Source organism: Citrobacter sp. Cpo090 (assembly GCF_030332665.1).
GTDB lineage: Bacteria > Pseudomonadota > Gammaproteobacteria > Enterobacterales > Enterobacteriaceae > Citrobacter > Citrobacter portucalensis.
In genome coordinates, this window is the sequence record NZ_JAOWHK010000031.1 from 353,138 (window position 1) to 379,054 (window position 25,917).

Annotated in this window: 26 protein-coding genes and 2 pseudogenes; 18 read left to right on the forward strand and 10 right to left on the reverse strand. The window is 48.5% G+C overall.

Annotation, left to right across the window (positions count from 1 at the left end; all coding sequences use genetic code 11):
* Window positions 1-44: 44 nt before the first annotated feature.
* Together OGY83_RS16640 and OGY83_RS16645 are read right to left on the reverse strand one after the other, a co-directional pair.
* Window positions 45-455, reverse strand: a complete 411-nt coding sequence (locus tag OGY83_RS16640) for an ASCH domain-containing protein (protein ID WP_023299534.1) — start codon at window positions 453-455, stop codon at window positions 45-47.
* 178 nt (window positions 456-633) lie between these two features.
* Window positions 634-981, reverse strand: a complete 348-nt coding sequence (locus OGY83_RS16645) for a tail fiber domain-containing protein (protein ID WP_157908882.1) — start codon at window positions 979-981, stop codon at window positions 634-636.
* Window positions 982-1,027: 46 nt separating this feature from the next.
* Here OGY83_RS16645 and OGY83_RS16650 point away from each other — a divergent pair, with 46 nt between their 5' ends.
* Window positions 1,028-1,855 carry a universal stress protein gene (locus OGY83_RS16650; RefSeq protein ID WP_089587128.1) on the forward strand — a complete coding sequence of 276 codons (828 nt, stop codon included), beginning with the start codon at window positions 1,028-1,030 and terminating at the stop codon, window positions 1,853-1,855.
* Between the two features lie 131 nt (window positions 1,856-1,986).
* Here OGY83_RS16650 and OGY83_RS16655 read toward each other — a convergent pair.
* From OGY83_RS16655 to OGY83_RS16670, 4 genes and pseudogenes are all read right to left on the reverse strand, one after another.
* A pseudogene (locus OGY83_RS16655) lies at window positions 1,987-2,121 on the reverse strand (arsenical resistance protein ArsH); the annotation flags it as partial.
* 79 nt (window positions 2,122-2,200) lie between these two features.
* Window positions 2,201-2,605, reverse strand: a complete 405-nt coding sequence (locus OGY83_RS16660) for an H-NS family histone-like protein (RefSeq protein WP_171279038.1) — start codon at window positions 2,603-2,605, stop codon at window positions 2,201-2,203.
* Window positions 2,606-3,168: 563 nt separating this feature from the next.
* Entirely contained in the window at window positions 3,169-3,396 is a 228-nt protein-coding gene (locus OGY83_RS16665; RefSeq protein ID WP_010434226.1) for a hypothetical protein, read from the reverse strand.
* Window positions 3,397-3,664: 268 nt separating this feature from the next.
* Window positions 3,665-3,883 carry a cold shock domain-containing protein gene (locus OGY83_RS16670; protein WP_000203924.1) on the reverse strand — a complete coding sequence of 73 codons (219 nt, stop codon included), beginning with the start codon at window positions 3,881-3,883 and terminating at the stop codon, window positions 3,665-3,667.
* A gap of 278 nt (window positions 3,884-4,161) precedes the next feature.
* Between OGY83_RS16670 and cspF the strand changes: the two genes are divergently transcribed.
* From cspF to OGY83_RS16685, 3 genes are all read left to right on the forward strand, one after another.
* The gene (cspF, locus tag OGY83_RS16675) at window positions 4,162-4,374 is read left to right on the forward strand and encodes a cold shock-like protein CspF (protein WP_001446195.1); all 213 of its coding nucleotides are present in this window, start codon (window positions 4,162-4,164) and stop codon (window positions 4,372-4,374) included.
* 81 nt (window positions 4,375-4,455) lie between these two features.
* Window positions 4,456-4,620, forward strand: coding sequence for a YnfU family zinc-binding protein (locus OGY83_RS16680; RefSeq protein WP_213076230.1), 165 nt, complete (start codon window positions 4,456-4,458; stop codon window positions 4,618-4,620).
* Between the two features lie 155 nt (window positions 4,621-4,775).
* Entirely contained in the window at window positions 4,776-13,358 is an 8,583-nt protein-coding gene (locus tag OGY83_RS16685) for a GH36-type glycosyl hydrolase domain-containing protein (RefSeq protein WP_096164804.1), read from the forward strand.
* Between the two features lie 19 nt (window positions 13,359-13,377).
* On the opposite strand, the gene OGY83_RS16690 is transcribed toward OGY83_RS16685, so the two are convergent.
* A complete protein-coding gene (locus OGY83_RS16690; RefSeq protein WP_004132711.1) occupies window positions 13,378-13,611 on the reverse strand; it encodes a YnaE/YdfK family cold shock protein in 234 nt (77 codons plus the stop codon).
* A 153-nt stretch (window positions 13,612-13,764) separates the two neighbouring features.
* On the opposite strand from OGY83_RS16690, the gene OGY83_RS25185 reads away from it, so the two are divergent.
* The 3 genes from OGY83_RS25185 to lpxP all read left to right on the forward strand — a co-directional run bounded on the left by OGY83_RS25185 (window position 13,765) and on the right by lpxP (window position 15,403).
* Window positions 13,765-13,941: a YnfU family zinc-binding protein gene (locus OGY83_RS25185; RefSeq protein ID WP_213076229.1), complete on the forward strand. Its 177-nt coding sequence runs from the start codon at window positions 13,765-13,767 to the stop codon at window positions 13,939-13,941.
* 79 nt (window positions 13,942-14,020) lie between these two features.
* A complete protein-coding gene (locus OGY83_RS16695; protein WP_171279005.1) occupies window positions 14,021-14,293 on the forward strand; it encodes a hypothetical protein in 273 nt (90 codons plus the stop codon).
* 201 nt (window positions 14,294-14,494) lie between these two features.
* Complete coding sequence (lpxP, locus tag OGY83_RS16700) at window positions 14,495-15,403, forward strand: kdo(2)-lipid IV(A) palmitoleoyltransferase (protein ID WP_015705671.1); 909 nt, start codon at window positions 14,495-14,497, stop codon at window positions 15,401-15,403.
* Between the two features lie 347 nt (window positions 15,404-15,750).
* Here lpxP and OGY83_RS16705 read toward each other — a convergent pair whose 3' ends face one another.
* The gene (locus tag OGY83_RS16705) at window positions 15,751-16,668 is read right to left on the reverse strand and encodes a hypothetical protein (RefSeq protein ID WP_049047836.1); all 918 of its coding nucleotides are present in this window, start codon (window positions 16,666-16,668) and stop codon (window positions 15,751-15,753) included.
* Window positions 16,669-17,083: 415 nt separating this feature from the next.
* Here OGY83_RS16705 and OGY83_RS16710 point away from each other — a divergent pair, with 415 nt between their 5' ends.
* Window positions 17,084-17,662 carry a YagK/YfjJ domain-containing protein gene (locus OGY83_RS16710; RefSeq protein WP_086512800.1) on the forward strand — a complete coding sequence of 193 codons (579 nt, stop codon included), beginning with the start codon at window positions 17,084-17,086 and terminating at the stop codon, window positions 17,660-17,662.
* 107 nt (window positions 17,663-17,769) lie between these two features.
* A complete protein-coding gene (locus OGY83_RS16715) occupies window positions 17,770-17,979 on the forward strand; it encodes a helix-turn-helix transcriptional regulator (protein ID WP_049047834.1) in 210 nt (69 codons plus the stop codon).
* A gap of 217 nt (window positions 17,980-18,196) precedes the next feature.
* Here the strand turns inward: OGY83_RS16715 and OGY83_RS16720 are convergent, their stop codons facing one another.
* Window positions 18,197-18,805 (reverse strand): DUF1062 domain-containing protein, encoded by a 609-nt coding sequence (locus tag OGY83_RS16720; protein ID WP_086512799.1) that lies wholly within the window; start codon window positions 18,803-18,805, stop codon window positions 18,197-18,199.
* A gap of 300 nt (window positions 18,806-19,105) precedes the next feature.
* Here OGY83_RS16720 and OGY83_RS16725 point away from each other — a divergent pair.
* Window positions 19,106-19,332 (forward strand): annotated as a pseudogene (locus tag OGY83_RS16725) (hypothetical protein).
* Between the two features lie 46 nt (window positions 19,333-19,378).
* Here the strand turns inward: OGY83_RS16725 and OGY83_RS16730 are convergent.
* Window positions 19,379-20,188, reverse strand: coding sequence for a MerR family transcriptional regulator (locus OGY83_RS16730; RefSeq protein WP_086512798.1), 810 nt, complete (start codon window positions 20,186-20,188; stop codon window positions 19,379-19,381).
* A 535-nt stretch (window positions 20,189-20,723) separates the two neighbouring features.
* Between OGY83_RS16730 and OGY83_RS16735 the strand changes: the two genes are divergently transcribed.
* The 8 genes from OGY83_RS16735 to OGY83_RS16770 all read left to right on the forward strand — a co-directional run bounded on the left by OGY83_RS16735 (window position 20,724) and on the right by OGY83_RS16770 (window position 25,912).
* On the forward strand, window positions 20,724-20,873 hold the full coding sequence (locus tag OGY83_RS16735; RefSeq protein WP_165351558.1) for a hypothetical protein: 150 nt from the start codon (window positions 20,724-20,726) through the stop codon (window positions 20,871-20,873).
* Window positions 20,874-21,054: 181 nt separating this feature from the next.
* Window positions 21,055-21,489, forward strand: a complete 435-nt coding sequence (locus tag OGY83_RS16740) for a VOC family protein (protein WP_086512797.1) — start codon at window positions 21,055-21,057, stop codon at window positions 21,487-21,489.
* Between the two features lie 60 nt (window positions 21,490-21,549).
* Window positions 21,550-22,368 (forward strand): GNAT family N-acetyltransferase, encoded by an 819-nt coding sequence (locus OGY83_RS16745; protein WP_086512796.1) that lies wholly within the window; start codon window positions 21,550-21,552, stop codon window positions 22,366-22,368.
* 40 nt (window positions 22,369-22,408) lie between these two features.
* Entirely contained in the window at window positions 22,409-22,981 is a 573-nt protein-coding gene (locus tag OGY83_RS16750) for a DUF1349 domain-containing protein (protein ID WP_089587069.1), read from the forward strand.
* A 39-nt stretch (window positions 22,982-23,020) separates the two neighbouring features.
* A complete protein-coding gene (locus tag OGY83_RS16755; RefSeq protein ID WP_089587068.1) occupies window positions 23,021-24,277 on the forward strand; it encodes a multidrug efflux MFS transporter MdtM in 1,257 nt (418 codons plus the stop codon).
* A 24-nt stretch (window positions 24,278-24,301) separates the two neighbouring features.
* Complete coding sequence (locus OGY83_RS16760) at window positions 24,302-24,694, forward strand: VOC family protein (RefSeq protein ID WP_086512794.1); 393 nt, start codon at window positions 24,302-24,304, stop codon at window positions 24,692-24,694.
* A gap of 144 nt (window positions 24,695-24,838) precedes the next feature.
* Window positions 24,839-25,315 carry a GNAT family N-acetyltransferase gene (locus OGY83_RS16765; protein ID WP_058647043.1) on the forward strand — a complete coding sequence of 159 codons (477 nt, stop codon included), beginning with the start codon at window positions 24,839-24,841 and terminating at the stop codon, window positions 25,313-25,315.
* Window positions 25,316-25,654: 339 nt separating this feature from the next.
* Entirely contained in the window at window positions 25,655-25,912 is a 258-nt protein-coding gene (locus OGY83_RS16770; RefSeq protein ID WP_058647044.1) for a YjhX family toxin, read from the forward strand.
* Window positions 25,913-25,917 lie beyond the last annotated feature (5 nt).

The following is a 25,917-nucleotide window of genomic DNA, read 5'->3' on the forward strand; positions in this document are numbered from 1 at the left end:
ACATTGTTATTAATAGCAGCAGACGCCAGCCGGACTCTCTCGTCTTACAGCACTTCAACCACTTCAAATTCTTCTGCGATCAACTCCATATCTTTAGAAAAATGACCTTCGCGGGTAAAAAATCGCTGATGCTCATTTCGCCAGTATTGAAGGCTTAAATCGCCTTCACCTTCTTTGCGGGCAAACTCCTCAGTCACATCACAAAAACGCACCAGTCGCATTGAAACCAGCCGGGTCACGCAGACCGGGGCATTCAGGCCATCAAGGATAATGTTATAGCTTCCAATCCTCGGGGCAGACTTTTCTTGCTGGTAAGAGGCAAAGGATCCGCAGGAGGCCGTTTTAATCCCTTTTTTAATCAGGTCCGCAAGCTCGCTGGCCAGTTCCGGGCTGTCTCCCATTTGCCAGGCATCTGCGCCTGGATACTTTACTTTTAATACCTCAACAGTAGCCATTAAGAGCCCTTTTTAATCGTCGATGAAAAATGTCATACAGAGTTTTAACATGAACTTTCCGGACATTAACATTGATGCTTTCCCTCTGCTACTTTGTCCGCTCTTCGCTCAAAGTAGACTGTCAGATTTGATAGTGTGCTGCCAGATAAATCTGTCAGGTCAAGTCTGAGCTAATACACTATATCTCGGCCAGGGCTTTGAGTTCGGCAAGCTCACTCTCTATACTTTTTACCCGGTTGGCCAGCTCCTTCATGGCCTCAACATACAGGGCGCTCATCGCACTGTAGTCCACGGTTTTGAGATCGTTAATCTCCTCTCCATTCTGCGTTGTGCCGGTCCCGCCAGAACTTACAGCAACGGGTAACACTTTTTCCAAATCCTGAGCGATGATGCCTGCGCTGTGCACCGATTCCGATTCAGTCAGTTGGATGCCGAACGTATAACCCGTCAGGGAACAAATCTTCTCCAGAGCGTTACTGACGGGCTCTTTATCGAACTTCACTCGCTCATCCGAAGTCTGGTTCACAGAAATACAGGTAAATGGGAGGTCATTAATGCCCGTAAGTCATGAAATGAATAATACCGTTGTTGCCTGCGTGGACGGTTCGTCATCAACACAGGCCGTCTGTAAATATGCGGCCTGGGCGGCCTCCGCGTTGAAGATATCTGTGGCCCTTCTTCATGTACTGGAAAAAAGTGACCAACCTGTGGTTTCGGACCTGACAGGAACCATCGGCTTAGACAGTCGGGAACATTTTACAGAAGAGCTGGTTCGCATTGAGGGCGAACGTAACCGATTGTTGATGGTACAGGGTAAAGCCATCCTGAAAAATTGTGCTGAGCTGCTGACAGAGAAGGGGCTACCGGAGCCAAAGCAACTGCAAAAACATGGCGCGCTGGACGGGATTTTGGCTGAATTGGGTGATACGCGTCTTATGGTGCTGGGGCGCCGCGGGGCATCTAATCCGGTCGGAAGCCATATTGAGAATGTCATTCGTCTGCAAAAAAATCCTGTGTTAATCGTACCCGAAACCTTTTCTTTCCCTTCACGCGTAATGTTCGCCTATGACGGAAGTGAGGCGAGTCTGGAAAATTTGCGCCGACTTTCTGTAAGTCCATTGTTCTTAAATCTTACGTGCCACCTGGTGATGGTGAATGGAAATTCAGAATCGCTGGATGCAGCTCAGTCTCTGTTGCAAAGAGCTGGCATAACCAGTCAGGCAAGTCTGCTGAAAGCCGATACCGTGGCTAATGCACTGTGCCGCTACGCCAGGGAACACGGGATTGATCTTATGGTCATGGGAGCGTACGGACATTCACGCCTGCGCAGATTCTTTATCGGCAGCAACACATCAGAGATGCTATCTAATAGCAGTCAGCCCCTGCTGATGCTCAGATAAAAACAGGCGGGCCCTGATTTGAGGGTCCGCTTTTCGCTCAAAGCGGACCTGACAACAAGCTGGTCGGTCCGCTCCGTACCAATAGCAGACGTTGTTAAGCTCATGCAGTATGGATTCACGAAGAACATACGTTATTTTTTGTCCTGATTGACTCGGAATGAAAGCTCCTGATGGTTCTCATTTCGCTCGCTGTAACGATCAGCAAGATAACCGGTTTGTCCCTTAAGCTGCACTGTGATTTTAAACAGCTCCTCGGCTACATCGACGGAAATAAATGTTTCTCGGCTATTCTCTAAGGCAACTTGCGGCCTATACAAAAAAGAGCCGGGTTATACCCGGCTCTTTTTAGCTGATTTCAAAATCTTTTAATTCCCCACCTTCAGCAATCAGATTTGAGATCCGCTTCGGCATTCGCCCCTGACCTGACCATGTTTTTGACTCTCCAGTTTCGTCAGTATATCGATACTTCGCGGGGCGGGGGGAGCGCGTCCTTTTAGCCTTACCCAGAGAGCCAATAGCAGCTAAAAGTTCGGAGGGGTCGATACCCTCATCAAGCATCATCTGACGAAGTGTTTCCAGTTTATCGCGGCGCTGACTTTCATTTGCAAGACGTAATGTCTCTTCTTCTCGTCGTTCTATAAGAATAATTTTAAACTTTTCCAGAACATCTTCCAGTACATCTAATGACATTTCACGAGTCTGAGAACGTAAGGTACGGATATTGTTTAACTGTGTTAGAGCATCTGACATAAAGAGACCTTTTAAAGTTTTTTCGTTGTTCAGCAAATACCAATGTCGACGGTTGCTCATCAACACGATTTTTCTTACTGAGCATTTTAATCCGTTTGGGACATATTGTTATTAACGAGGTTTAGACTACTTATATAAATCTCTTATCGCAAGAAAAATTAAGAAGAATGTGCAAGAACTAAATTACAACTCATACGAAATGTCCATGCATTTTTGAAGGTACTTAAAACTATGATGCCAGGAGTCATCCGGAGAGCCTTTTTATATCCTCATAACTTATTGCTTCAGTCACACCTGATGAGATTTAAAATGAGGAGAGACAGCGCCGCCGCTTAGCAAGGTTTTTTCACAAATGGCAAGATGGCACGCAGGGGAGAGACACCTGCATTTTGTCAGAAGGTAGCGAATTACTCTCTCTTTATAGAGGTGTTTCTAAAAAAGTGTAATGTAAAAAAAAGCCTGCTGTTAGCAGGCCATAAATGTTTTCAACTCATTTTTTGTTCGATTCTGATAAATAGGGTAAGTATGCAATTAAACGTGGAGCAGAGAGCATGACAAAAATGCTATAAATATTTCCTGGCCGCATCAAGTATCTCCTGTGACGTTAACTCCCTGTCAGTAGCCACGTAAACAATACCATGATCGCCAGTTAAGGAAGGAAAACCTGCAGACATAATCCGAAGATGTGTTTCTTCACCGTTTGGATATTCCTGCCTGATAGAGGATATACCTTCCAGAACGGTCATGACTTTACAGGATTCAGCATTAAAGAAAACAAGGACTTTAATCATATTCTATTACCATGTTCTCTCGTGGATATTAACTGGCAGATGCCATTAAGGTCAAAGCCATTACGCACTTCTTATTTAACATGTGGTTAGTTTGTGCTTTTAGACTTTTTATGCAGTAGTACTGCACTTCATCACATCGGTTAGCATACTCATAATTTTGAAAAATATGCTGATCAGATATTATGAATAAACGACTTTCATCTGATTTAAGTTATGGATCTGTCTACTCAGGAATAATCCTTCATCGTTATCGCAGACCCACAATGATTTATTTATCGCAAAGTGTTACGTTTGCAGCAGCAGGACCCTTGTCTCCGCGGTGAATGGCGAATTCAACTTTCTGACCTTCAAATAAAGTTTTAAAGTTGTCGCCATCAAGTGCAGATAAATGGACAAAGATATCTTTGCTGCCATCAAGAGGAGAGATGAAGCCAAAACCTTTGTCTTCGTTAAACCATTTAACCAGGCCCATAATTCTAGAGGTCATACTGACTCCGTTATACATGATTGTATTGATAGTAAACGTATAAGATTAAACATATGGACTCAAAAGAGGGGATATCAACGATAGCGCCTGGTAATGAGAACTGCCCGGAAAATTTCTAACTTTCATTAGTACATCGAACTGATGGGATTCATTAAGGCACAGGGAATCGATATAAGCAAATTATCTTTTAGCCGTCCAGAGGTCCTGTAGGGAAAATAAAAGTGGCTGAATGCCATTTTCAATGTATAGTCTTTACGTGTTTTCAATAAGGAATTGACTTGTCCCATAAAATGACAGGAATTGTCAAAAGCTTTGATATTCTTAGTGGTAAAGGCCTCATCATCCCATCTGATGGACGAAAAGACGTTCTGCTTCACATTTCAGCCGTTAACTCTCGCGAATCAGAATTACTCATCCCTGGAAGCCGCATAGAGTTTTGCCGGATAAACGGTCTCAGGGGGCCTGTGGCTGCGAACATTTATCTTTCCTGATTTTCAGTGTGTCAAAATAGATAGATTAAAACTTAACCACATGTGGTACGGTGAAGCTCATTCATTGAAAGGTTAATGGTTATGTCTGTTATCAATTACGCAATGAAATTCTTCAGCAGTGCGTCTACTGCCACTGCTGCCTGTCCTGTTTGTGGCTTAAAATCAGTACAACCGTTGTCAAAAATCCGGCTCAACCAGACCATGCTTTGCCCCGGATGTAAGGCTCTGTTTATCTCCCGACGCTAGCTCGACCAAAACCGCAGAACAGAGCTCATGTCCTATACTTATGTTAGATTCCGGCAGCTGTTAAATCCCTGATGCCTGACGCCCATCCTGAGAGAACGTTTCTGAACTGATTTCTCAACTGCTCCTGCGCGCTAACGTCGCATCAGAGCAATGCTATGAAAATGATCCCCAGAGCGTGGTTTAACCGCTCCCGTATTCTGATGAATGCTGCCGAAAACATAACGTTTTCGGCGAACGATCCTGCCGGTGAAAGCTCGCCGCGGTCAGAACTCTTTTCGACCGTCCAGATGGAACGCTACGGCCAGAAGCTGGCGCGGACTCATAAAGTATCACCGGATAGGCATCCTTATTATCTTCTGAAACGGCTTGGCGACAATGAGGCCATCATTACCCAAAACTGCTATGAGCTTAACGCGGGTAAAAAGACCAGTATCATGCCCGCCGGTGAATGGCTGCTGGACAATTATTATCTGATTGAGGAACAAATCCGCACTGTCCGCCAGCATCTGCCGAAAAGCTTTGGCAAAGGTCTTCCGTCGCTTGTATCGCCGTTGAATTGCCCACGAATTTATCATATTGCATCAGAGGCCATTGCTCACGGCGATGGCCGCTGGGATGCCGCCAGCCTGACCAGCTATCTCACTGCCTATCAACAGGTGACGCCGCTGACGCTGGGTGAAGTCTGGGCGTTACCGGGAATGCTGCGCCTTGCGCTGATTGAAAATCTTCGTCGTATCAGTATGGAAGTGATAAAAGCGCAGCAGGACAGAAACCTTGCTGATACGTGGATAACAAGGATTGTCGAATGCGCAGAGAGTGCGCCTGGTGATTTAATCATGGTGGTTGCCGATATGGCGCGCTCCCGACCTCCGTTAACCAGTGCGTTTGTCGCAGAGCTGGTGCGGCGCCTGCAGGGGCATGGCAACGCGCTGTCGTTACCTCTGACCTGGGTTGATCAGTGCCTTCGGGAACAGGGGATCACCACTGACGTTCTCATACATAGTTTCAATCAGCAGCTTGCCGCCAGCCAGCTGTCCGTCAGTAACAGCATCGCGGGCCTGCGTTTATTGAGTGAAACGGACTGGGCTGATTTCGCCGAAACGATAAGCGTTGTCGAACAGGCATTACGCAATGATCCTGCCGGCATCTATCCCCGGATGCACTTCAATACCCGGGATCATTACCGGCACGTAGTTGAGGTTCTGGCCAGGGACAGCGGTCTCAGCGAGCCTGAGGTTGCTGAGAAGGTGCTGGCGCTTTCAGAGGAAAAAGCGCCCGATACACCGGAACATCATGTTGGTTATTATCTTGCGGGCGAAGGTCGACAGGCGCTGGATATTCATCTCCTGGCAGACGCCTCAAGGCTCATACGCTTGCGGCACAGTTTCAACAGAATAACCCTGCTGTCATGGCTTGGAAGCCTGGCGTTGCTGACAACCGCAGCGACCGCAGCAATATTGCACGAAACCGCCATGCAGGGCGCAGACTGGCTATTGATCGCGGTGATATTACCTCTGATTATCGCATTAACTCAGTTAATGAGCGATTTGCTCAGTGATGCAACCACCCGTTTTCGCGTTCCTCGACCCTTGCCGGGGATGGATTTTTCAGCCGGCATTCCCGCTGAAAGTGCCACCATGTTAGTCATTCCCTGCATGTTGACCAGCCACGAAAGTTTCAGCCAGCTCCTCACCAGTCTTGAAGTCTGCTGGTTGGGGAATGAAAACGAAAATCTCAGGTTCGCGCTGCTCACTGATTTTGCTGATTCTGAAAATGAACCCTCGCCGGAAAGTCACGCGCTGCTCAGACAGGCTATCGCCGATACGCAGGCGCTTAATCGCCGCTACCCCTCCGGCCGACCACGTTTTTATCTGTTACATCGCCAGCCTGAATGGAACCCCTCGGAAGGCGCGTGGATGGGCTATGAACGCAAGCGGGGAAAACTGGCGTTACTGAACAGCTGGTTGCGCCATCCCGGAACGCAATTCGTCAGCGTTGCAGAGATGCCTGCCCACCTTTTACCGGGTCACATAAAATACGTCATTACCCTGGACAGCGATACGGTGCTCCCGCGCGATACGGCACACAAACTCGTCGCGACGATGGCGCATCCGCTGAATACGCCTGAGTATGATCCGGTACGCCAGAGGGTTGTCAAAGGATTCGGTATTTTACAGCCCGGTCTTGCGGAGGAGATACCACGCAACGGTCAGGGGCGTTACGCAGCCCTGCGCAGCAGCGTACCGGGCAATAACCCTTATTCGATGATGTCTTCGGATATTTATCAGGATCTCTTTGGGGAAGGCTCGTTTGTGGGCAAAGGGATTTACGATGTTGATATTTTTATGCAGGCCACTACCAACATCTGCCCGGAAAATCTGGTACTCAGCCACGATCTGCTTGAAGGATGCTATGCACGTTCGGGTCTGCTGAGCGAGGTGTTACTGTACGAACAGTACCCTAATAATTATCTGTCGGATGTTGCACGACGTTCACGCTGGATCCGGGGTGACTGGCAACTGCTTAACTGGCTAAAACCACGCGTCAGAAAAGCCGATGGAACCCGGGTCAGGAATCCGCTGACCGCGCTTTCTTACTGGAAATTACTCGATAATCTACGTCGCAGTCTGGTCGCCCCCTCCTTACTGATATTGCTGTTCTTCACTCTGCTTTGGGTACCCAATCCGGTTTACTGGCTGGGCATACTGTTGCTGATATGGCTGTTGCCAGCCATCCTCTGCATCAGCCATGACCTTCTGCATAAACCTCTGCGTCGCTGCGTGAAGCCGCATCTGTTACTGGTGGGGGCGGGCGCGCTGAAGCGTTTGTCAGGTATCAGCCTTAATTTTGCGATACTGCCGCACGAAGCCGGATATTCGTTGAAAGCGATCGCCGTGACGCTATGGCGACTGGGGATAAGCAGGCGTCACCTCAGCCAGTGGGTCAGCCACAGCCAGGACAGCAGTCAGGCCAGACCCACTGTTGCACGTTTTTATCAGGCGATGTGGCTGAACGTTGCCGGTGGCGTGGCGCTGACAATACTGACCGGACAATTTGCCCCACAGCTGCTGGGGATTGCGTTACCGATCGGTTTGGTATGGTGTGTGGCACCGCTGCTGATGAGCTGGCTGAGTCGCCAGCCCGTGCGTAAGGTTTTTTCGCCTAATCAGGAACAAAAACAGCTGTTACGCCAGACAAGCCGTGAAATCTGGGCTTTTTTTGAAACATTTGCCACAGCAAAAGAGAACTGGCTTCCGCCTGATAATTATCAGGAAATACCACAACCGACGGTGGCACACCGAACTTCTCCTACCAATATTGGTCTTTCACTTATGGCTAACCTGACGGCATGGGACTTTGGCTACCTGCCTGGCGGAGAGGTGCTCCGGCGCGTGTCGCTCACGCTCGACACGATGGATAAAATGGAGCACTACCGGGGCCATCTCTACAACTGGTATGACACCCGTACGCTGGTCCCCCTCAGTCCACGCTATATCTCCAGCGTCGACAGCGGCAATATGGCCGGGCATTTATTGACCCTGCGTGCAGGCCTGTCCGCCATGCGTCATCAACCTGTTTTAAGCAACCAACAGATACTGGCAGGACTGAACGATACGCTGGATATTCTGGAAAAACAGTGGGGTAAGAACCCACCTGACAGCCTGAGACTGCTGCGCAAGCATTGCCTGAACGCGGTGTCGCTCTCTCCGCAGGCGCTTTTCAGCGAACTGAAAAGCATGCGCACCCAGTGCAACCATCTGACCAGCGCATGTCATCAGGGATCTCCTCTTCAGATGCGCTGGGCTGGATATCTGGAGCATCAACTGGTTCAGCTTTGCCATGAGTGGTCTCTGTTGCTTGGCTGGTTGCCTGCATCCTGGAATGAACAGACGCTGCCGACGCTGAGCGAGCTTGCCCGTCCGACATTAACCGGTACAGGAACGCCTCCGGCGTCAGTGGCGGAGCAGGCCCGAATGCGACTCAATATTATCACCGAGCTGGAACAGCGGCTGGATGAGCATGCCCGGATGGATTTCGCCTTTCTGTACAGTGAAGCAACCAGTCTGCTCAGCGTCGGTTATAACTGTGACACCAATATGCCTGACAAAAGCCACTACGATCTCCTGCCGTCTGAAATCCGCCTGACCAGTTTTCTTGCCATTGCGACTAATCAGCTGCCTCTTAAAAGCTGGTACGCGCTGGGTCGATTGTTTACCACGATTGATAATGAAACTGCCCTGATGTCATGGAGCGGATCCATGTTTGAATATCTGATGCCGAATCTGGTGATGCCCACCTGGCCCGGCAGCCTGCTCGATGAAATGAGTCAGTCGGCGGTTATGCGCCAGATTAACTGGGGGAAAGAACGCGGGGTACCATGGGGTGTTTCAGAGTCTGGCTATCATGCTTTTGATGTTCAGCATAATTATCAGTATCAGGCATTTGGCGTACCGGGGCTCGGTCTACGCAGGGGACTTGCCGATGACATGGTTGTTGCTCCTTACGCCACGCTGCTGGCGCTGATGGTTTCCCCACAGAGAGCCTGTGAGAACCTGTTCAGGCTGCAAAAAAATGGTGCACGCGGAGAATACGGTTTTTATGAAGCGCTGGACTATACCCCCTCACGTCTTGCAACCGGTCAGCTCTATGCGGTGGTACAGTCCTGGATGGCGCATCACCAGGGTATGGCATTTCAGGCGCTGGCTCATGTGCTGCTTGACGCCCCCATGACTGAACGCTTTATGTCCAGCACGGTATTCCGGTCAGCGATTCTGCTGTTACAGGAGCGCGTGCCGGATGCGGTCGATCTGTACAGTCCGCGCCGTCATTTTGAATCTCATGAGGGCATGGTCAAACCCGTTCGCTATGAACCCCGTATTTTCTATAGCGTGGATACCCCCTCCCCGGATATTCAACTCCTGTCCAACGGCCATTATCATCTGATGTTGACCGCGGGCGGCGGTGGTTACAGTCGCTGGAATGATATTGCACTAACGCGCTGGCGCAGTGATACCACCCGTGATAACTGGGGAGCATTCTGCTACATCCGCGATACCCAGACGGGAGATGTGTGGAGCAATACCTGGCAACCAACAGGCTACACCAGCGGACAAGACGAGGAAGTGTTGTTCACCGATGCGGGGGCAGAATTCAGACGCAGCTTAGGGGGACTCAGCGTCAAAACTCAGGTGGTGATCTCTCCGGAGGATGATGTTGAATTGCGACGGCTCACACTGATTCATCGTGGTCGTAAGCCTCGCTCTCTGGAGCTGACAACCTATGCTGAAGTGGTACTGGCACCTGATGCCAGCGATCTGGCACACCCGGCATTCAGCAATTTGTTTATTCAGACTGAGCTGGCTCCAGAGCGTGACGCTATTCTTTGCCACCGGCGCCCGCGCTCACCGGATGAACCGGGCCCTTGCCTGTTTCACATGATGGTGGTGCACGGCGATAACCGACATAACGTGTCGTTTGAAACGGACAGGGCAAGGTTTATTGGACGTGGCAGAAACCCTGCGAATGCACAGGCAATAGAGACGGGAGGGATGCTAGGCAACACGTCGGGCTCGGTGCTGGATCCGATACTGGCAATTCGCAACGCCATCATTCTGCAGCCAGGGCAGCCGGTTACGATTGATATCATTTATGGCATCAGCGAGACCCGTCAGCAGAGCCTGGCGTTGCTGGAGAAATATCGCGATTACCCTATCGCCGATCGCGTCTTTGAACTGGCCTGGTCTCACAGTCTGGTGGTATTGCGCCAGATGAACGCCAGTGAAGATGATGCCACGTTGTTCAATAGTCTCGCCAGCGCTGTGCTTTACCCTGTCCAGGAGCTGCGCGCCGAAGGCCAGGCGATAGGCCGCAACCGGCGTGGCCAGTCCGGACTGTGGGGCTGGGCAATTTCAGGGGATCTGCCGATAGTGCTGCTGAGTATAACCAGCGAGGAAAGTATCACCTCAGTGACCACACTGATTCAGGCACACCGTTACTGGAGACAGAAAGGGCTGGATGTTGATTTGGTTATCCTGAATAACAGCCCCGGCGGCTACCAGCAGGGATTACAAAATCAGATTATGGAGTTAATTTATGCCGGGTCTGAAGCCAGTCTGCTGGATAAAAAGGGCGGGCTTTTTGTCCGGAACGGTGAGCATCTCTCCGCTGAGGATAAGTTGCTTTTGATGAGCGTGGCCTGTCTTTATCTTGATGACCGCGCAGGGGGTATTAATGAGCAGCTTAACCAGCGTATTCATACCCTGAAATCGCCGGCAAGGGCATTCATTCCGCGTGCTGTGCGCGAGCGTAATCAACATACGGACTGGAGCCCTGATACCAGTCAGTTATGCCATTTCAATGGGTACGGTGGATTTTCTCAGGATGGGCGGGAGTATCAGATCGTCCTTCGGGAAAATGCGCTTACACCGGCTCCCTGGTCGAACATACTGGCAAATTCTCGTTTTGGCAGTGTGATCTCAGAGGCAGGGCAGGCCTATACCTGGTATGAGAATGCCCATGAATACCGGTTGACGCCGTGGGAGAACGATCCGGTGAGCGATCGCAGCGGCGAGGCATTTTACCTGCGCGATGAAGAGAGCGGGGAGTGCTGGTCGCCGACGGCTTTACCTGTTCGCGGACACGGTGACTACCTGACCCGCCATGGTTTTGGCTACAGCGTTTTTGCCCATCGTGAGAGTGGTATAGACAGCGAGTTGACGGTCCTGGTTGCTGAAGAAGATCCGGTTAAACTGGTGCTCCTGACGCTCAGTAACTCTTCGGGACGGACACGTCAACTTTCCGTCACAGGCTATGTAGAGTGGACGCTCGGAGAAACACGAACGCGCTCAGCCCCTCACATTGTGACACATGTGGCCAGAACGCCCGGTGGCTGCGGGGTGCTTGCGAATAACTTTTATGGTGATAATGGTGGCGGCCGAACTGCATTTTTTGCCGTCAGCGGTAATGACTGTTCTCTGACAGGGGATCGCCGGGAGTTTATTGGCCGTAATGGTTCCCTTCACGCCCCTTCGGCCATGAAACTGCAAAAGCTTTCTGGTAAGACGGGGGCCGGTCTGGATCCCTGCGGAGCGGTGCAATCGGCGGTTACATTAATTGACGGGGACCAGAGGACGTTTATTTTTATCCTCGGCGCAGAGGAGAATGATGTTTGTGCTCAGGAGACGCTGGCCCGCTACATGAACGAGGATACGGTCCGCCAGGAGCTGAACCGGATTCATAATCACTGGCACAATGTTCTCGATAAAATCGTAGTTAACACCCCCGACACGTCCGTAAATTTACTGGTTAATGGCTGGCTGCTGTATCAGACGGTCGCCTGCCGTCTTATGGCCCGGAGTGGCTACTATCAGTCTGGCGGTGCATTTGGTTTTCGCGATCAGCTGCAGGATACGCTGGCTCTGAGCCACGCTGCTCCGGACCGGATGCGTGAACAGATAATACTCTGTGCATCACGGCAGTTTATCGAGGGGGATGTGCAGCACTGGTGGCACCCGCCACACGGCAACGGTGTGCGTACCCGCTGTTCCGATGACTATCTTTGGCTGCCGCTTGCTGTTTGCCACTATGTTGAAACGACGGGGGATATGGATGCACTGGAAATACGCATTCCTTATCTGGAAGGACGCTCGCTTCAGCCTGGTGAAGAGTCTGTCTATGACACGCCGGTCATCAGCGGCACCGAAGAGACACTCTGGTTACACTGCGTCAAAGCTATTCACTATGGACTTCGCTTCGGGGAGCATGGCCTGCCGCTGATGGGGGCTGGTGACTGGAATGACGGGATGAACCGGGTGGGTATCGAAGGCAAAGGTGAAAGCGTCTGGCTGGGCTTCTTCCTGTACGACATTTTGCAGCGGTTTGCAGCGCTGGCGGAGCGCAGGCTGGATGAAAGCGTCGCCGCGATGTGCCGTTCACAGGCTCTGCGCCTGCAAAGTAATCTCGAAGCCCACGCCTGGGATGGGGAATGGTACCGGCGCGGGTATTTTGACGATGGTACTCCCCTGGGTTCGAAAACCTCACAGGACTGCCGGATTGATGCGATTGCGCAGAGCTGGTCTGTATTGTCCGGCGCCGCGAGCCCGGGACGGTGCGCAAAGGCCATGCAGGCGCTGGATAAGCACCTTGTGGATAACGTAGGAGGGCTGATCAAACTGTTAACGCCTCCTTTCGACGGACACGGTCCAAATCCGGGCTACATACAGGGGTACCTGCCCGGCGTGCGGGAAAACGGAGGGCAGTATACGCATGGCGCCATCTGGGCAGTGATGGCCTTTGCCCTAATGGGGAATGCCGAACGAGCCTGGCAACTCTGGTCAATGCTCAGCCCTATAAATCATACCCTGAATGCGGACTCTGTCGGGATTTATAAAGCTGAGCCTTATGTCATGAGTGCTGATGTCTACAGCGTCGCTCCCCATACCGGACGTGCAGGGTGGAGCTGGTATACCGGTTCCGCAGGCTGGGCCTGGCGTTTACTTACCGAGGAGTTACTGGGGATAAAACGTTCCGGCACTGACTTTAGTGTTCATGCCAGGTTACCGGATGAGTGGTCGTCTTTTTCTATGGCCTATCAATATGGTGAAAGCCATTATCAGATTAGTGTTTCACGCGGCGATGCAGAATATTGCGTGACGCTGGATGGTGTTCTCCTCCCTGATGACAGAATACCGCTGAAGGATGATGGACAAAACCATACGGTTGAGATCATTCAGAACTGACACTGATCCCGGAGGTGCATTAACGTCTGCCGTTAATGCGCTGATTATCCCTGAGAACATCAATCGCAGTCTGCATGGCGATTTTGTCATCCCGCCTTTTTTGTTTGTCCTGCATGACCTGAAGGTATTCCAGCAAGGTGCGTGTATTAATCGGCCGGCCCTGTTTACCCACAGCCAGCACGGCTTCGCCAAGAATAATTTTCACAGGCGGTAGTTGTGCCGGATACCAGTCAAGGGTGTCTTCTGATTTCATCTTAAATTTCTCACGGAAGGGTAGTGTATCATAAATAAGATGTTCAATTTTCAATATCTGATATCCTGATTCAGACACAACTTAACATAACTTATGCCAGTTATTTTTCTATTAAAGCGTATAATAATCACTCTATTCCTCAGAGAATTATTTATGTCTTATACAAATGGGCTCAGGTATTTTAAAGAAAGACCGGTTCATGTTGCCTGCCCGGTATGCGCACACAGAGCCGATCAGAAAGCAGGTAAACTAAGAAAAGATGCGGTTCTTGAGTGCCCTGCCTGCGGACTGTTGTTCAGGCCTTCAGAATGCTGGTGTATCGGCGGCTGATCAGCTTCTGCCACTTAACGACAGTGATGTCGGGAAATGACAACATTTCTCCTGTACTGCAGTTGTCGAGGGTATGATAATGAAATCTAAAAAATCTGTTTTTATTGAAGGGCATATCCTGTCGAACAGCTGTCACGGACAGGCTGGCCAACCTTTCTGTATTCACCGGGTCAGGTTTAGTAATGGTAAATATGCGATTATCCGGGTGGCTTCAGGGATATGTTTCAAACCAGGCGAAAGTATTCAACGAAACGATTGCGAGTGGTTTTATAAACTTACCAAAATTCGGCTTCTTTCTTTTGAGTACCTTGATGATGATGAATCAAGAAGACAATTTCTTGAGTATCAATGATAAAACCATGGATTTATAACAGAATAAATTTGCTGGCTTACAATTCATCCTGGCTCTTTAAATCCTTTACCAGGCATTTCAAAATTATTTTCTCTGAATTTAGATGGGTTTAAATTGTCTAAAACAAAATGTATCGCTAAAGACGAATTGCCTCATTGTTTTCCTTTTGCGTTATAACCTTCATTAGCATTAAGGAAATTTATGGCACAGACGTTTACTCATAATTTACTTCATCCTCGCCACTGGCTTACCTGGTCTGGTTTGGGTCTGCTGTGGCTTCTCGTTCAGCTTCCTTACCCGGTTTTACATATTCTGGGTTCTGGCCTTGGAAAAATATCCAGACCCTTTCTGAAACGTCGAGAAGGAATTGCGATTAGAAATATCGAACTGTGCTTCCCCGAGATGACACCGTTTGCCCGGAGCCAGATGGTTAATAAAAACTTTGTTTCTCTTGGGCTGGGACTGATGGAAACAGGAATGGCCTGGTTCTGGAGCGATGCGAGAGTCAAAAAATGGTTTGATGTTGAAGGGCTTGAAAACCTGACCGGCGCGACAAGAGGAGTAATGGTTGTCGGGATTCATTTTATGTCCCTTGAGTTGTGTGGAAGGGTAATGGGGTTATGTCATCCTATGATGGCAACGTATCGCCCACACAATGATCCATTAATGGAATGGGTACAGACAAAAGGGCGTATGCGTTCAAATAAAGCTATGATTAATCGCCGTAATTTATCTGGTTTTGTTCATGCGCTAAAAGCTGGTGAAGCCGTTTGGTTTGCACCAGACCAGGATTATGGGTCTAAAGGAAGCGTTTTTGCACCTTTTTTCTCGGTAAAAAAAGCAGCAACGACGAACGGAACGTATGCTCTGTCAAAGCTCGCTGGTGCACACTTAATCACACTTAGCATGATTCGACGTAGCGATAAAAAAGGTTATCACATGTATATCAGCAATCCGTTGTCAGGCTATCCAGGGGAAGACAAGGTCGCCGCAGCGGCTTATATGAATAAGATCATCGAGCATGAAATTCTCCGTGCTCCTGAGCAATACCTGTGGATGCATCGCAGGTTCAAAACGCGTCCTGAAGGCGAAGTCTCTTTATACAAATGAACCACTCTACTTGTCATGAGCCAGAATCTGTCTTTCTTGACACTGCGTATTTGTAAAAAATGCGATAAGGAATTTTCGATCGGATTCATGTTAACGATGGCTTGACTGACAGCCAAGGTTAATCAATCGAACCGGTTCGGATTTGAAGGTCCGTTTTTCGCTCACAGCGGACCTTCAGATCAGTCAGTTTGTACGCTTCGAGCCAGAAGTAAAAGTTCTAACTTCCATGCCTCGGCTACGGTGCTCTGTACGTAACGGGCAAGAGAGAGACAGCTATAGAACCTTGGTCGATTAAGATTCATAACAATACTGAGAAATCAGACGAAGAAACCGCTGGGATCACAACGCTATTTAGCAGATCGCCGATAAGATTTCGCCGCTTGCCAGGCATGTTTCATCTTCTCAATAAACTCCAGCTTCTCTTCAGGTTGGACGTTCCACACATCTATAGCCGCAATAATCATGTCATAACGCATAGAGGTATTATAAGGGCGAAGATAGCCTGCTATTCGTCCTTTTCCTTTGAGATAGTCCCAGAGATAGACTAACTGAATTTCGTCATCACGTGACATCCAGTCAAAATCTGTCAGAAAAAAATCATATTGCTCAAGCCAGCGCTCATGCAGTTTTTTGAAATAAGAGATCTTATCTCCAAGTGAGCATGGCGCTTCATCAATGTACCTCATCACACCATTGATGAGTTCACGCTCAGTTACCGGAGTGGGGTTATACAGAGAGGTACTAGCTCCCGCGTTCAGATAAAATCGGGAGAAAACGCGTTTCGGTTTCTTTGAAGCAGTGGCCTGTGGATTTGTTATCAGGTCCCAATCTATATCGTCCAGGTCAGTATTCAAATTAGAGAAATCAAGATTTGTGAAGATATTATCGTCCATTAAAAGAGAATTAAAACTACCAGAACAACCGACGTCATTCCCCAACCCACCAAGCGTCAGCCCTGCAGATAATACCGGGTATTCAAAAATATAATGGTGAGCAAACCACAATGCTCTTGGTGTACCTTTGAAACAATCAAAATAATCTTTATCAATCAGTAGCAGCTCAGCCCATTCTTTAAGAGTTTTCCGACCAACTTTGATCCTGTCCTGATCGCCCAGGAAATGCCGTTCAAGGATCTCAGAGATTAAACGTCGAAACTGATCCGGCGAATCATAAGTACTCCACTGTAAGGAGTAATCAGTGTTGGAAAGCGCACCAAGCATTTTTAGATACATTATCTCGTAGCGGATCATATCGTAATGCAACATCGTCTCTTCCCTCTAATTCTGGCTCCTGGACACAGATTAGCATGAGCATCTTTTAGGTAGAGGGAGGCGGGTCACAGGCTGAGGAATGGCTGATTTTTTACTGATATCCCCCTGATTCTATTGTGATAATACTCTGACACCTTACTGCATTATTCCTGTGATTTTTACCCTAGGATCGTCCTCTGTTCACCTCATTAGCATCGTTCAACAGCAAATATGAACATTTGGGTTTTTAGTATAATTAAGGGGGACTCCCTGTCTCTATACCACCCTGTTCATAGCTCCTTCCCCCAACAAGCAACCCTGCCTGTATTCCCCTGGATACACACTTTCCTTTATCTGCTGCATCCCCGCTTCTCTTAAAAATTACATCTCATCCCAATCCTTTGAACACTACCAGACAAAGGATAAATCAATGCACACACCTTACCCTTTTAATTCCAGATACACGATGAACTGGTTTCTGCTGTCTCTACTCAATGACCACCTGAATCAACTACTGAACCGATATTCCCGAATACAGGCACTCAGACTCGACCTGTTCTATCAGAAAGGTACGGAGCGCTATAAACGTCATTCATGGAACGAAACCGAACGAGAAGTACGTATGCTGGTTGAACGCACCCTGCAGAACACAAATCTGGCAGGATATTTCTGGGTACTTGAGAACTCTGTAGACCACGGGTGCCATGCTCATATCGTGTTCTATCTCGACAGGCACCTTAACCAGGCTACCTACCCAATAGCTGAGAGAGTAGGAACAATATGGCGGGAAATAACGCAACGAGAAGGCTATTACAACCGCTGCGTGTACAAACCCACTTATGAAGTAAGTATTGATAGGCCGGTGAACTACGGTGATACCGAAGCCATCGATAACCTGCGCTACATCATCAGCTACCTCGCCAAAGAAGAGCAAAAGCACGGTCACTATCACTACGGAGCCAGTGAGGTACCGCCGCCCAGCGGACTGGGGCGTCCTCGCACGTTGTAACCTACATTCTGCACTTTTTTACGTATCAATCCATTGATGTGGAAGGGCTGGTGGTAACGAGCAATCACCCACCAACTCGGGCTAATCCCACAATGGAAGACAGCATCATGACAGAACATATTTCTTTGCTCGATGATCAACTTGTGGATATGCGGTTCATCACGAAGCTAACGGGGCTGACAGATAAATGGTTTTACAAGCTGATAAAAGATGGCCTGTTTCCGAGACCAATTAAGCTGGGCCGCAGTTCCCGCTGGAAGCAAAGCGAGGTCGAATTATGGTTACAGCAGCGCATTAAGGATTCGCGCGGCCAATGATACAACCAATTCAATTAAGCTACGCCTTGCCAATACCCCAATCCTTAAAGCACCATTCAGACTCGGCACAATTCAAGCGATATCGTTTATCACCCCATTCACTAAAGTTCTCAATTCTGAAGCTGAAAAACTGAAGCTCCCCTATCCCCGGCCTATTTGGCATTATGTTGAACCGCTGCCACACGGGCGTTTATTACCTCAGGGGAGCTTCATGTTTTTAACGATGCGTCAGAACAATCCTGCGCCTGGCATATAAAGTTTCCGCAGACAACTGGAATCCATATTCCGATGACTTCAGCTTTCTCGATTTAAGCATCTTCATCGTAACGCCGCTAATCTGCCCTGCTTCCACCCTTCTCTGAATCTCACCAGCGCTCAGCATGAGCTGTTGCTTCAAAATCGACAGCAGACTTACCTGAAATGTACGGGAGATCCTGACACTAACGTGAACCCGCTGGTGGGCGGTGATGCTTAACTGCCAGCGCTCCTGAACGGTAAAATCAGGCCGACCCGATAGCTCGGCGTTGTTCCGCTTCAGCGTCGCGATATCACAGGCAAAATGTTGAACCGTAGCGGCATCGTTTGTCATTAGCCGATGATAAAGCTGGCGGTCAATTTTGCTGACGTGCAGACGCGAAAACAGGGAGATATTCCAGGTGTAATCACAGTGTGTGCATTTATAGATACTCCACACGTCCAGCACCTTCTTTTGCGAATTAACCCGAAATGCACCTGACGGCGTGAAGTCCCGTTTAATGTTGCATGAAGGGCATCGTTTCGCGATGCGCTGATACCCCACAGGCGTGACGGTCCATGTAACTTTCATAACGTACCTTTTTTAACCCATACAAAACCGGATCCGTACTAAACGGACCATGAATGTTTGTGTATGAAAAATATTTAAGAGATATTTTTCAGCAGGTTAAAAAAAGATTTCCAACGTTACAATCCTGTAAATGGTCAACGAGTTAAGTCGAGCCTATCAAAATGGAACTTATCTGGTAAATGAGCTCAATCAATGTTCATAGTGGTTCCGTTCCATCAGGAGCTGTTGATCTGACCCGTTAAAGACAGTGCAGTAAGTTTGTATGTTTAGCAGACAATCAACTGACTGAAGGAGCACATGATGACACAGAACAAGTGGTTTAATCAGGCCTGCGGAATGGCGATGTATTCACCCGATGCACACAGTGCCAGTGATAAATATTGTGCGTACCGCAGCGACGGCAACGGCAATCTTAAACACTGGTCATAGGCGATGCAGGGTTTCCTTGATTGCTGGCAAAAAGTCGGGCACAAAAGCAGGCAAAACGTTACCTGACGGCAATGCCCGCCTGGGAATTTCCAATCTGAATGGTTATCAGCTGGTGGCCCTTAACCGGGCCAGCATGCATCTCGATTAAACTTTCTCTACAGGGAACTGTATTTCAGTCATCCACTCTGCGGAGTCTTGTTTGTTCCAGATGCCGTCGATGTAGCTTTCCCTTGGTGAATTTGTTAACAAGTAACCATTATCTTCAACCCATTGCATAAGGTAAATGTAAGCATTTCTTAATGAATCATATGGTCCCTTATGTATTACAGTTACAGCTGTTATGGCAGGGATTACCTGAAAAAAAATACTCCCTTCATTCTTACCAAAATCATCAACAGCTTCACAGAACTCCACATCCATGTTTTTCTCTTTGTACTCTTTATCATGATAAAGAGTGAAGCAATAAGCTGGGGTTGCTAAAGTTAAATCTGGATTTGCCTTCACAACCTCTTGTCCTATATGCGGAATTAATTTGAGATATGAGGAAAAATCAGGAACAATGAAACGCTTGGAGTAAACAATACATTCCGGGATCTCTTTCAAAACAGCTTGATATAACATAATTCCTTCCTTTTTTTTATGTTGCAGATAGTGGTTAATTCGGGAGAGAATATCGTCCATGTCTCGAATTTGTTTCTGTATTTCAAGGCGTCGCCGTTCAATTATGTGGCAGGAATTTTCATCCTGAGTAAGAGTAACTATTTCTGTTATGGTAAATCCAAGCTGACGTAAACTCGCAATCTGATGGAATTTCATTAATTGGTCAGAAGTATAAAATCGATAACCATTCTCAGGATTAATATAGGCAGGAACAAGTAAACCAATTTTATTATAGTAATGAAGCGTTTTTATCGTCACACGGCAGATCTTTGAAAACAGCCCTATTTGATACATGTAACTATCTCCCTGAATGAGTATGTGAACCTTACAGTCTTACCTTACAGGAGAGTCAACAACAAACTGACGCGTCTTACGTTGAGCCATCATTATAGTACTGGTTAATCACGCTTATTAAACCTGAGAATCAACTGACCGGGGTGTGATTGCATTGTGGCTCATCAGAAGGAGTCATCTCTCCAGTTCTCATAAGCGCCTATCAATTAGCGTTTCTGGATAGTTCCGGATTGATTATTATTTGAGCGCACATTATTCGATTAGTATTGTTTAAATAAATGCTAAACAACCACTCATTTGATATGGATATACTGTTTTTATCCGTTAACCTGTTCTGGCTAACAAACGAACAGTTCTACAGGGTGAAGCTGTCAACTCAGAAGGAAAACGGTTAGCCACTTGTGGCTTGTTTTTACCGCCTCGACCGTTACGTTAGCTCCACGGCAATTAACCTTGCTCATAAGTGCCTTGTTTGTGGAATAATTTTTTTCATTGTTTAGTAGCCTGTGCAGGCGGCTCTTTTTCAGGAGGCAGCATGTCACACAATAAAATGAAGCGTCATGCCATACTCCACACGCTCTCTATACCTGAACGTAAACTACGCCCTGTAAAATGGCTTGCTCTTATCTCATCCCTGCTCGTTATATTACAACTGGCAATTGAGAGCCTGGTCATCAGCGAATAACGGAATAGCAATTCCTGTACAAAGACCAAATCTGGAATGATTTTCTGATATCTGTCGGGTTCAGAGCACAAAACTTAACGTATTTTTTTTTCCAACAACACAATCATTACGTAGAGTTGTGCCTCTGTTGAGTTTCACAGGTAAAGACCTGACTGACAGAATCTGAATAAGGAAATGAACCATGGATAACTATACGCTGCATCGTGGCAGACTTATCGACCATATCCAGCTCGTGGTAAACAACTTTGCCGCAAGCAAAGCGTTTTACACTGCTGTTCTGGCGGAACTTAAGATCCCCATGGTTATTACCGATGACGATTATATCTGGGCCGACGAACTGGTCATTTCGTCGGTAAAAAGTTCGGAGTCTGGCGGGGTGCCTACAGGACGGCACCATCTGGCCTTTCAGGCCGCAGACCGTGAATCGGTGAACGCGTTTTACCACGCAGCACTAAATCATGGCGGACGTGATAACGGCGCACCTGCAGAACGAACCTATCATCCGGGATACTATGCCGCTTTTGTTCTGGATCCGGACGGTAACAACATCGAAGCTGTTTACCATGGTGAGGGCGATCGCAGTGCCCGCTCTGTAGAAATCAGCTTCACTGTCTGAGAAAACAGGGAGCATATTTTCCCCTGTAGCTCCCGGTAACCGCAATGGAGAGCTTTATCTATGACCGTTATTCCGGTATCAGCCCTTGAATGCAGCATTACTGAGCTGTGCCGTATTCTTGCAGACAGCTTTAATGAAACATTGACACCGTTTGCGTTGCCACCGGAAATGTTTGCCTCACGTTTCATTTCCGAAGGACTCAGCCTTGAAGACTCGTTTGTCTGGCTGGTCAATGATAACCCGGCGGCAATAGCCATCGTAACCCGCAGAATGGACAAAGCGCGTCTGGCAGCATTTGGTGTGTTGCCTGAGTACCGGAGCCAAGGACTGGCAAAACAGATGCTTACTCCTCTGTTTACCTCCTTAAAAGAGAAAAAGTTATCCAGCGTGAGACTGGAAGTGATGCACGAAAATACCCGGGCAATCGCTCTCTATCACGCGCTCGGTTTTCAGGTTCGTCGACATCTGTGCAAATACCGGGGAGATCCACAGTCTCGTCCGGAAATACCTTCAGGGGATATGGAATCCAAGACTGCTGATGACTTCCTGCGTACCGTCTGGTCTGCACCAGATGATGATCTTCCCTGGCTGGCCAGCCCCCTGCCGCTCTTGTCTATTCCCTGCGACATCCTCAGGGATAACGAACATGCATGGTGTGCTGTCGCGGAGTTCATGGGACAACCTCAGCTCCGCTGTTTGTTTGTGGAACCGGTGTATCGTTACCAGGGACGGGCTAAAAGAATGCTTCAGAAAATCAATGCCAGATGGCCTGGCATAGGTACATCAGCCGCGATCCCAGAAACGCTGGCACCATTATTTACTGCGGCGGGTTATCAGGCTGAAACGTTATGCCAGTTTGAAATGGAACTGACATTTTAAACTATCGTTATGCTGCATTCCGCATGACAGGAGAACAATGATGATTTGCAAGTTTGAATGGATCAATGAGCCCGCCGTATGGTGCTACGAAAATAACGCCCTATCGGTAATCACAGATGAGCATACTGATTTCTGGTGCCGTACCTGGTACGGGTTTGAGCGTTTTACCGGCCACATCTACGCTACTGATGTAACAGGTGATTTTACTTTTCAGGTCAGGATCCGCGCAAACTTCACCACACTCTATGACCAGGCCGGAATTATGATTCTCTCTGACGAACAGCACTGGCTCAAAGCTGGCATCGAATTCAACGATGGCGCACCTGCAATCGGGAGTGTACTCACGCAGGGATGTTCCGACTGGGCTACAGGACTCTTTCCTGGGGATCCGAAGGAATTCTGGCTGCGTCTGACCCGTAAAAAAGATGCGTTACGACTGCAGTACTCCTCAGATGGACAGCACTGGCCATTACTTCGCTTATGCCATTTCCCTACGGGCCCTGTCAAAACGGGAATCATGTGTTGTACACCTCAGCGCAAGGGGTTGGAAGTAGAATTTCTTGATCTCAGACTAACTCCTGCGATGGATAAGGAACTGCACGATCTAAGTTGATAATAACCATTCAATAATAAAAAATCGGAGAACCCGTTTATGAAGCCATTTTCGGGACGCATTGGCAGGTATGGCAGCGTGCTATTATTTCCACTGGCGATGATCATCTACGATTTTTCAGCCTACCTGACAACGGACCTTATTCAGCCGGGCGTCATTAACATTATAAATGAGTTACAGGCGGATGTTACGCTGGCTCCAGCATCAGTCAGTTTGTATATGGCAGGCGGACTGGCGCTACAGTGGCTCCTGGGGCCACTCTCCGACAGGATTGGCCGCCGCCCGGTCCTGCTCACGGGTGCAATGATCTTTGCCCTGGCATGCCTGAGCATGCTGTTTGTCACCTCGATCGAACAATACTTCGTCGCCCGCTTTATTCAGGGCACCAGCATCTGTTTTATCTCCACCGTTGGTTATGTATCAATACAGGAGGCCTTTGATGAAAAAGATTCCATCAGGATCATGGCTGCGCTGACCTCCATTGTTCTGCTCGCCCCAATAATCGGGCCGGTGGCCGGCGCTGCGCTGATGGCGTTCATTCACTGGAAACTGCTCTTTGCCATCATCGGTGTGTTTGGTCTGGTAGCATGGTTCTTACTACTGTTCAAAATGCCGGAAACAGTTATATCTCAGGGAAGAGAATTCAAACCGGGTGAAGTGCTGTCAGATTTCATCGCGGCCTTTCGCCATCCAGTGGTGCTGACCGGCTCACTGGCAGTCGCTTTTGGTAACCTGCCCATCATCACCTGGGTGGCGCTCTCCCCCGTGATCCTGATTGAGCACGGGGGTATGTCTCCCGGTACCTATGCCTGGACACAGGTGCCCGTGTTTAGTGGGATCATTATCGCCAGTGTGATTGTAGCGAATGTTATCAAAGACCCGACGTCACCGCGTTTTATCTGGGGTACTGTCCCGATACAGTTTGCTGGCTTGCTGGCTTTGCTGGTCGGCAACCTGCTATGGCCACACGTCTGGCTATGGTCAGTAGTGGGAACGAGCTTTTATGCCCTGGGTATTGGACTGCTCTATCCGGTGCTGTTTCGCTTCACGCTCTTTTCTCATAACCTGCCAAAAGGCACCGTTTCTGCCACGCTGAATATTCTGGCGCTCGGCATAATTGCTCTTAGCATTGAAATAACCCGCTGGGTTTACTTCCATGCCGGCGGCAGGATTGCTTTCCACGGCGCGGCGCTGCTGGCCGGTATAGCCGTCATCATATCAGTTGCCCGCCTGCTTATGCTGCGTGGGCAGCATCAGAGCCAGTCAGTATCACCGTCAGGCTGTCAGGAACAATAATACAAAAGTGAGTAAGGAGGGTTTATGTTTTCTTACGTGATGCTGGGTACTAACGATCTACAGCGCGCCATAAGGTTCTACGATCCGCTGATGGAATTGCTTGGACATCCAAAGGCAGGCCGTAATGAAGAAGGCGCATCCTGGGGGACGTTCAGCAATAACCATACCATCGGATTGTGCGTCGGCAGGCCCTTTAACCAGCAACCAGCGAGCGTTGGTAATGGCACGATGGTCGCACTGAATACCCACTCGTTTGAACACATCCAGCAGTTGTACGAACTTGCTATCAGTCTGGGCGCCAGGGATGAAGGTACACCGGGGCACAGGCCACAATACGGACAGGGATTCCATAGTGCCTATGTACGCGATCCGGACGGGAATAAGCTGGCGTTTGTGTACTATGCCGATGAGGGTTGAACATCAAACTGACAGTTTTCGTGTTGTGTATGAAAGCGGCGACGCACCGGACATAGTCAGAGAGTAGCCGTCGGGCGTAGCGTCAGGCGGTAACTCTTGTAGTCGCAGAGACTGGGGCAGGAGAATCACTAAACAGGAAGCCTTATGCAAATAATATCGTCAAGATGCATCATTCGACCATTTCAGTCACACGAAATTGATAGTTTTATGCTGTATCGTAATGATGCTGAGTGGATGAAATATCAGGGATTTAAGGGGCTAACAAAAGAGGACTATGAATCAGCATTGCTGGGCGTTCTTACGCTTACTCAGGGAATTCAATTGGCCATCGTCAACAAGCTGACGCAGGTTTTGATTGGTGATATCTATTTACGTCAGCAATGCGATGTATTTTGGCTCGGTTATACCATCACCCCCGCTCATGCTCGCCAGGGATATGCATTTGAAGCCATTACCGCCACCATCGGCTGGATAAAAGAGAACGGTTTTTCACTCATCAAAGCCGGTGTGGATCCGGAAAATACCTCTTCAATAAAATTACTTATCAGGACTGGCTTTCATTTTTCAGGCATCGAAGAGGGTGAGCATATTTATGTTCTGGATTTAACAAAAGGAGAATAACCTCCGGAGGGGAAAAGCCAATGAGGCCATATAAGGGGTACTAAAACCTGCATTCGTCAGTTTCATCTGCTTTTTTCAGTAAATGGGCTGGCGTTCGATTTCCGAAGTACATCACACTTTTTCTACTGAAACATATCCCTGCTAAAACTACGTGTTACTATTCGCTCCGTAAATACCTTTCAACTCAACCCGAGGCCTTGATGCTGGAGAATGTAATCATCCGATAATCAGCTTACCGACCTTTTCAGGCCGGACTGATTATCAATGCGCCGAAATCGAATGCGGACACCGCCGTGTGTTTGCACGTTTTGCACATGATGATTAAACAGGTTCTTCAGTATGAATTTATCCCGTCAGGAACAACGTACCTTACACGTTCTCGCTAAAGGTGGACATATTGCGCACGTCCGCGATTCTTCAGGCCGCGTCACTTCCGTTGAATGCTACAGCCGCGAAGGGCTGTTGCTGACCGACTGCACGCTCACCGTCTTCAAAAAACTCAAAACCAAAATACTTATCAAGTCCGTCAATGGTCAGCCCTACCGCATCAACACCACCGGGCTGAATAACGTTCGCTCACAGCTCGATAACCGCTAAGGAGA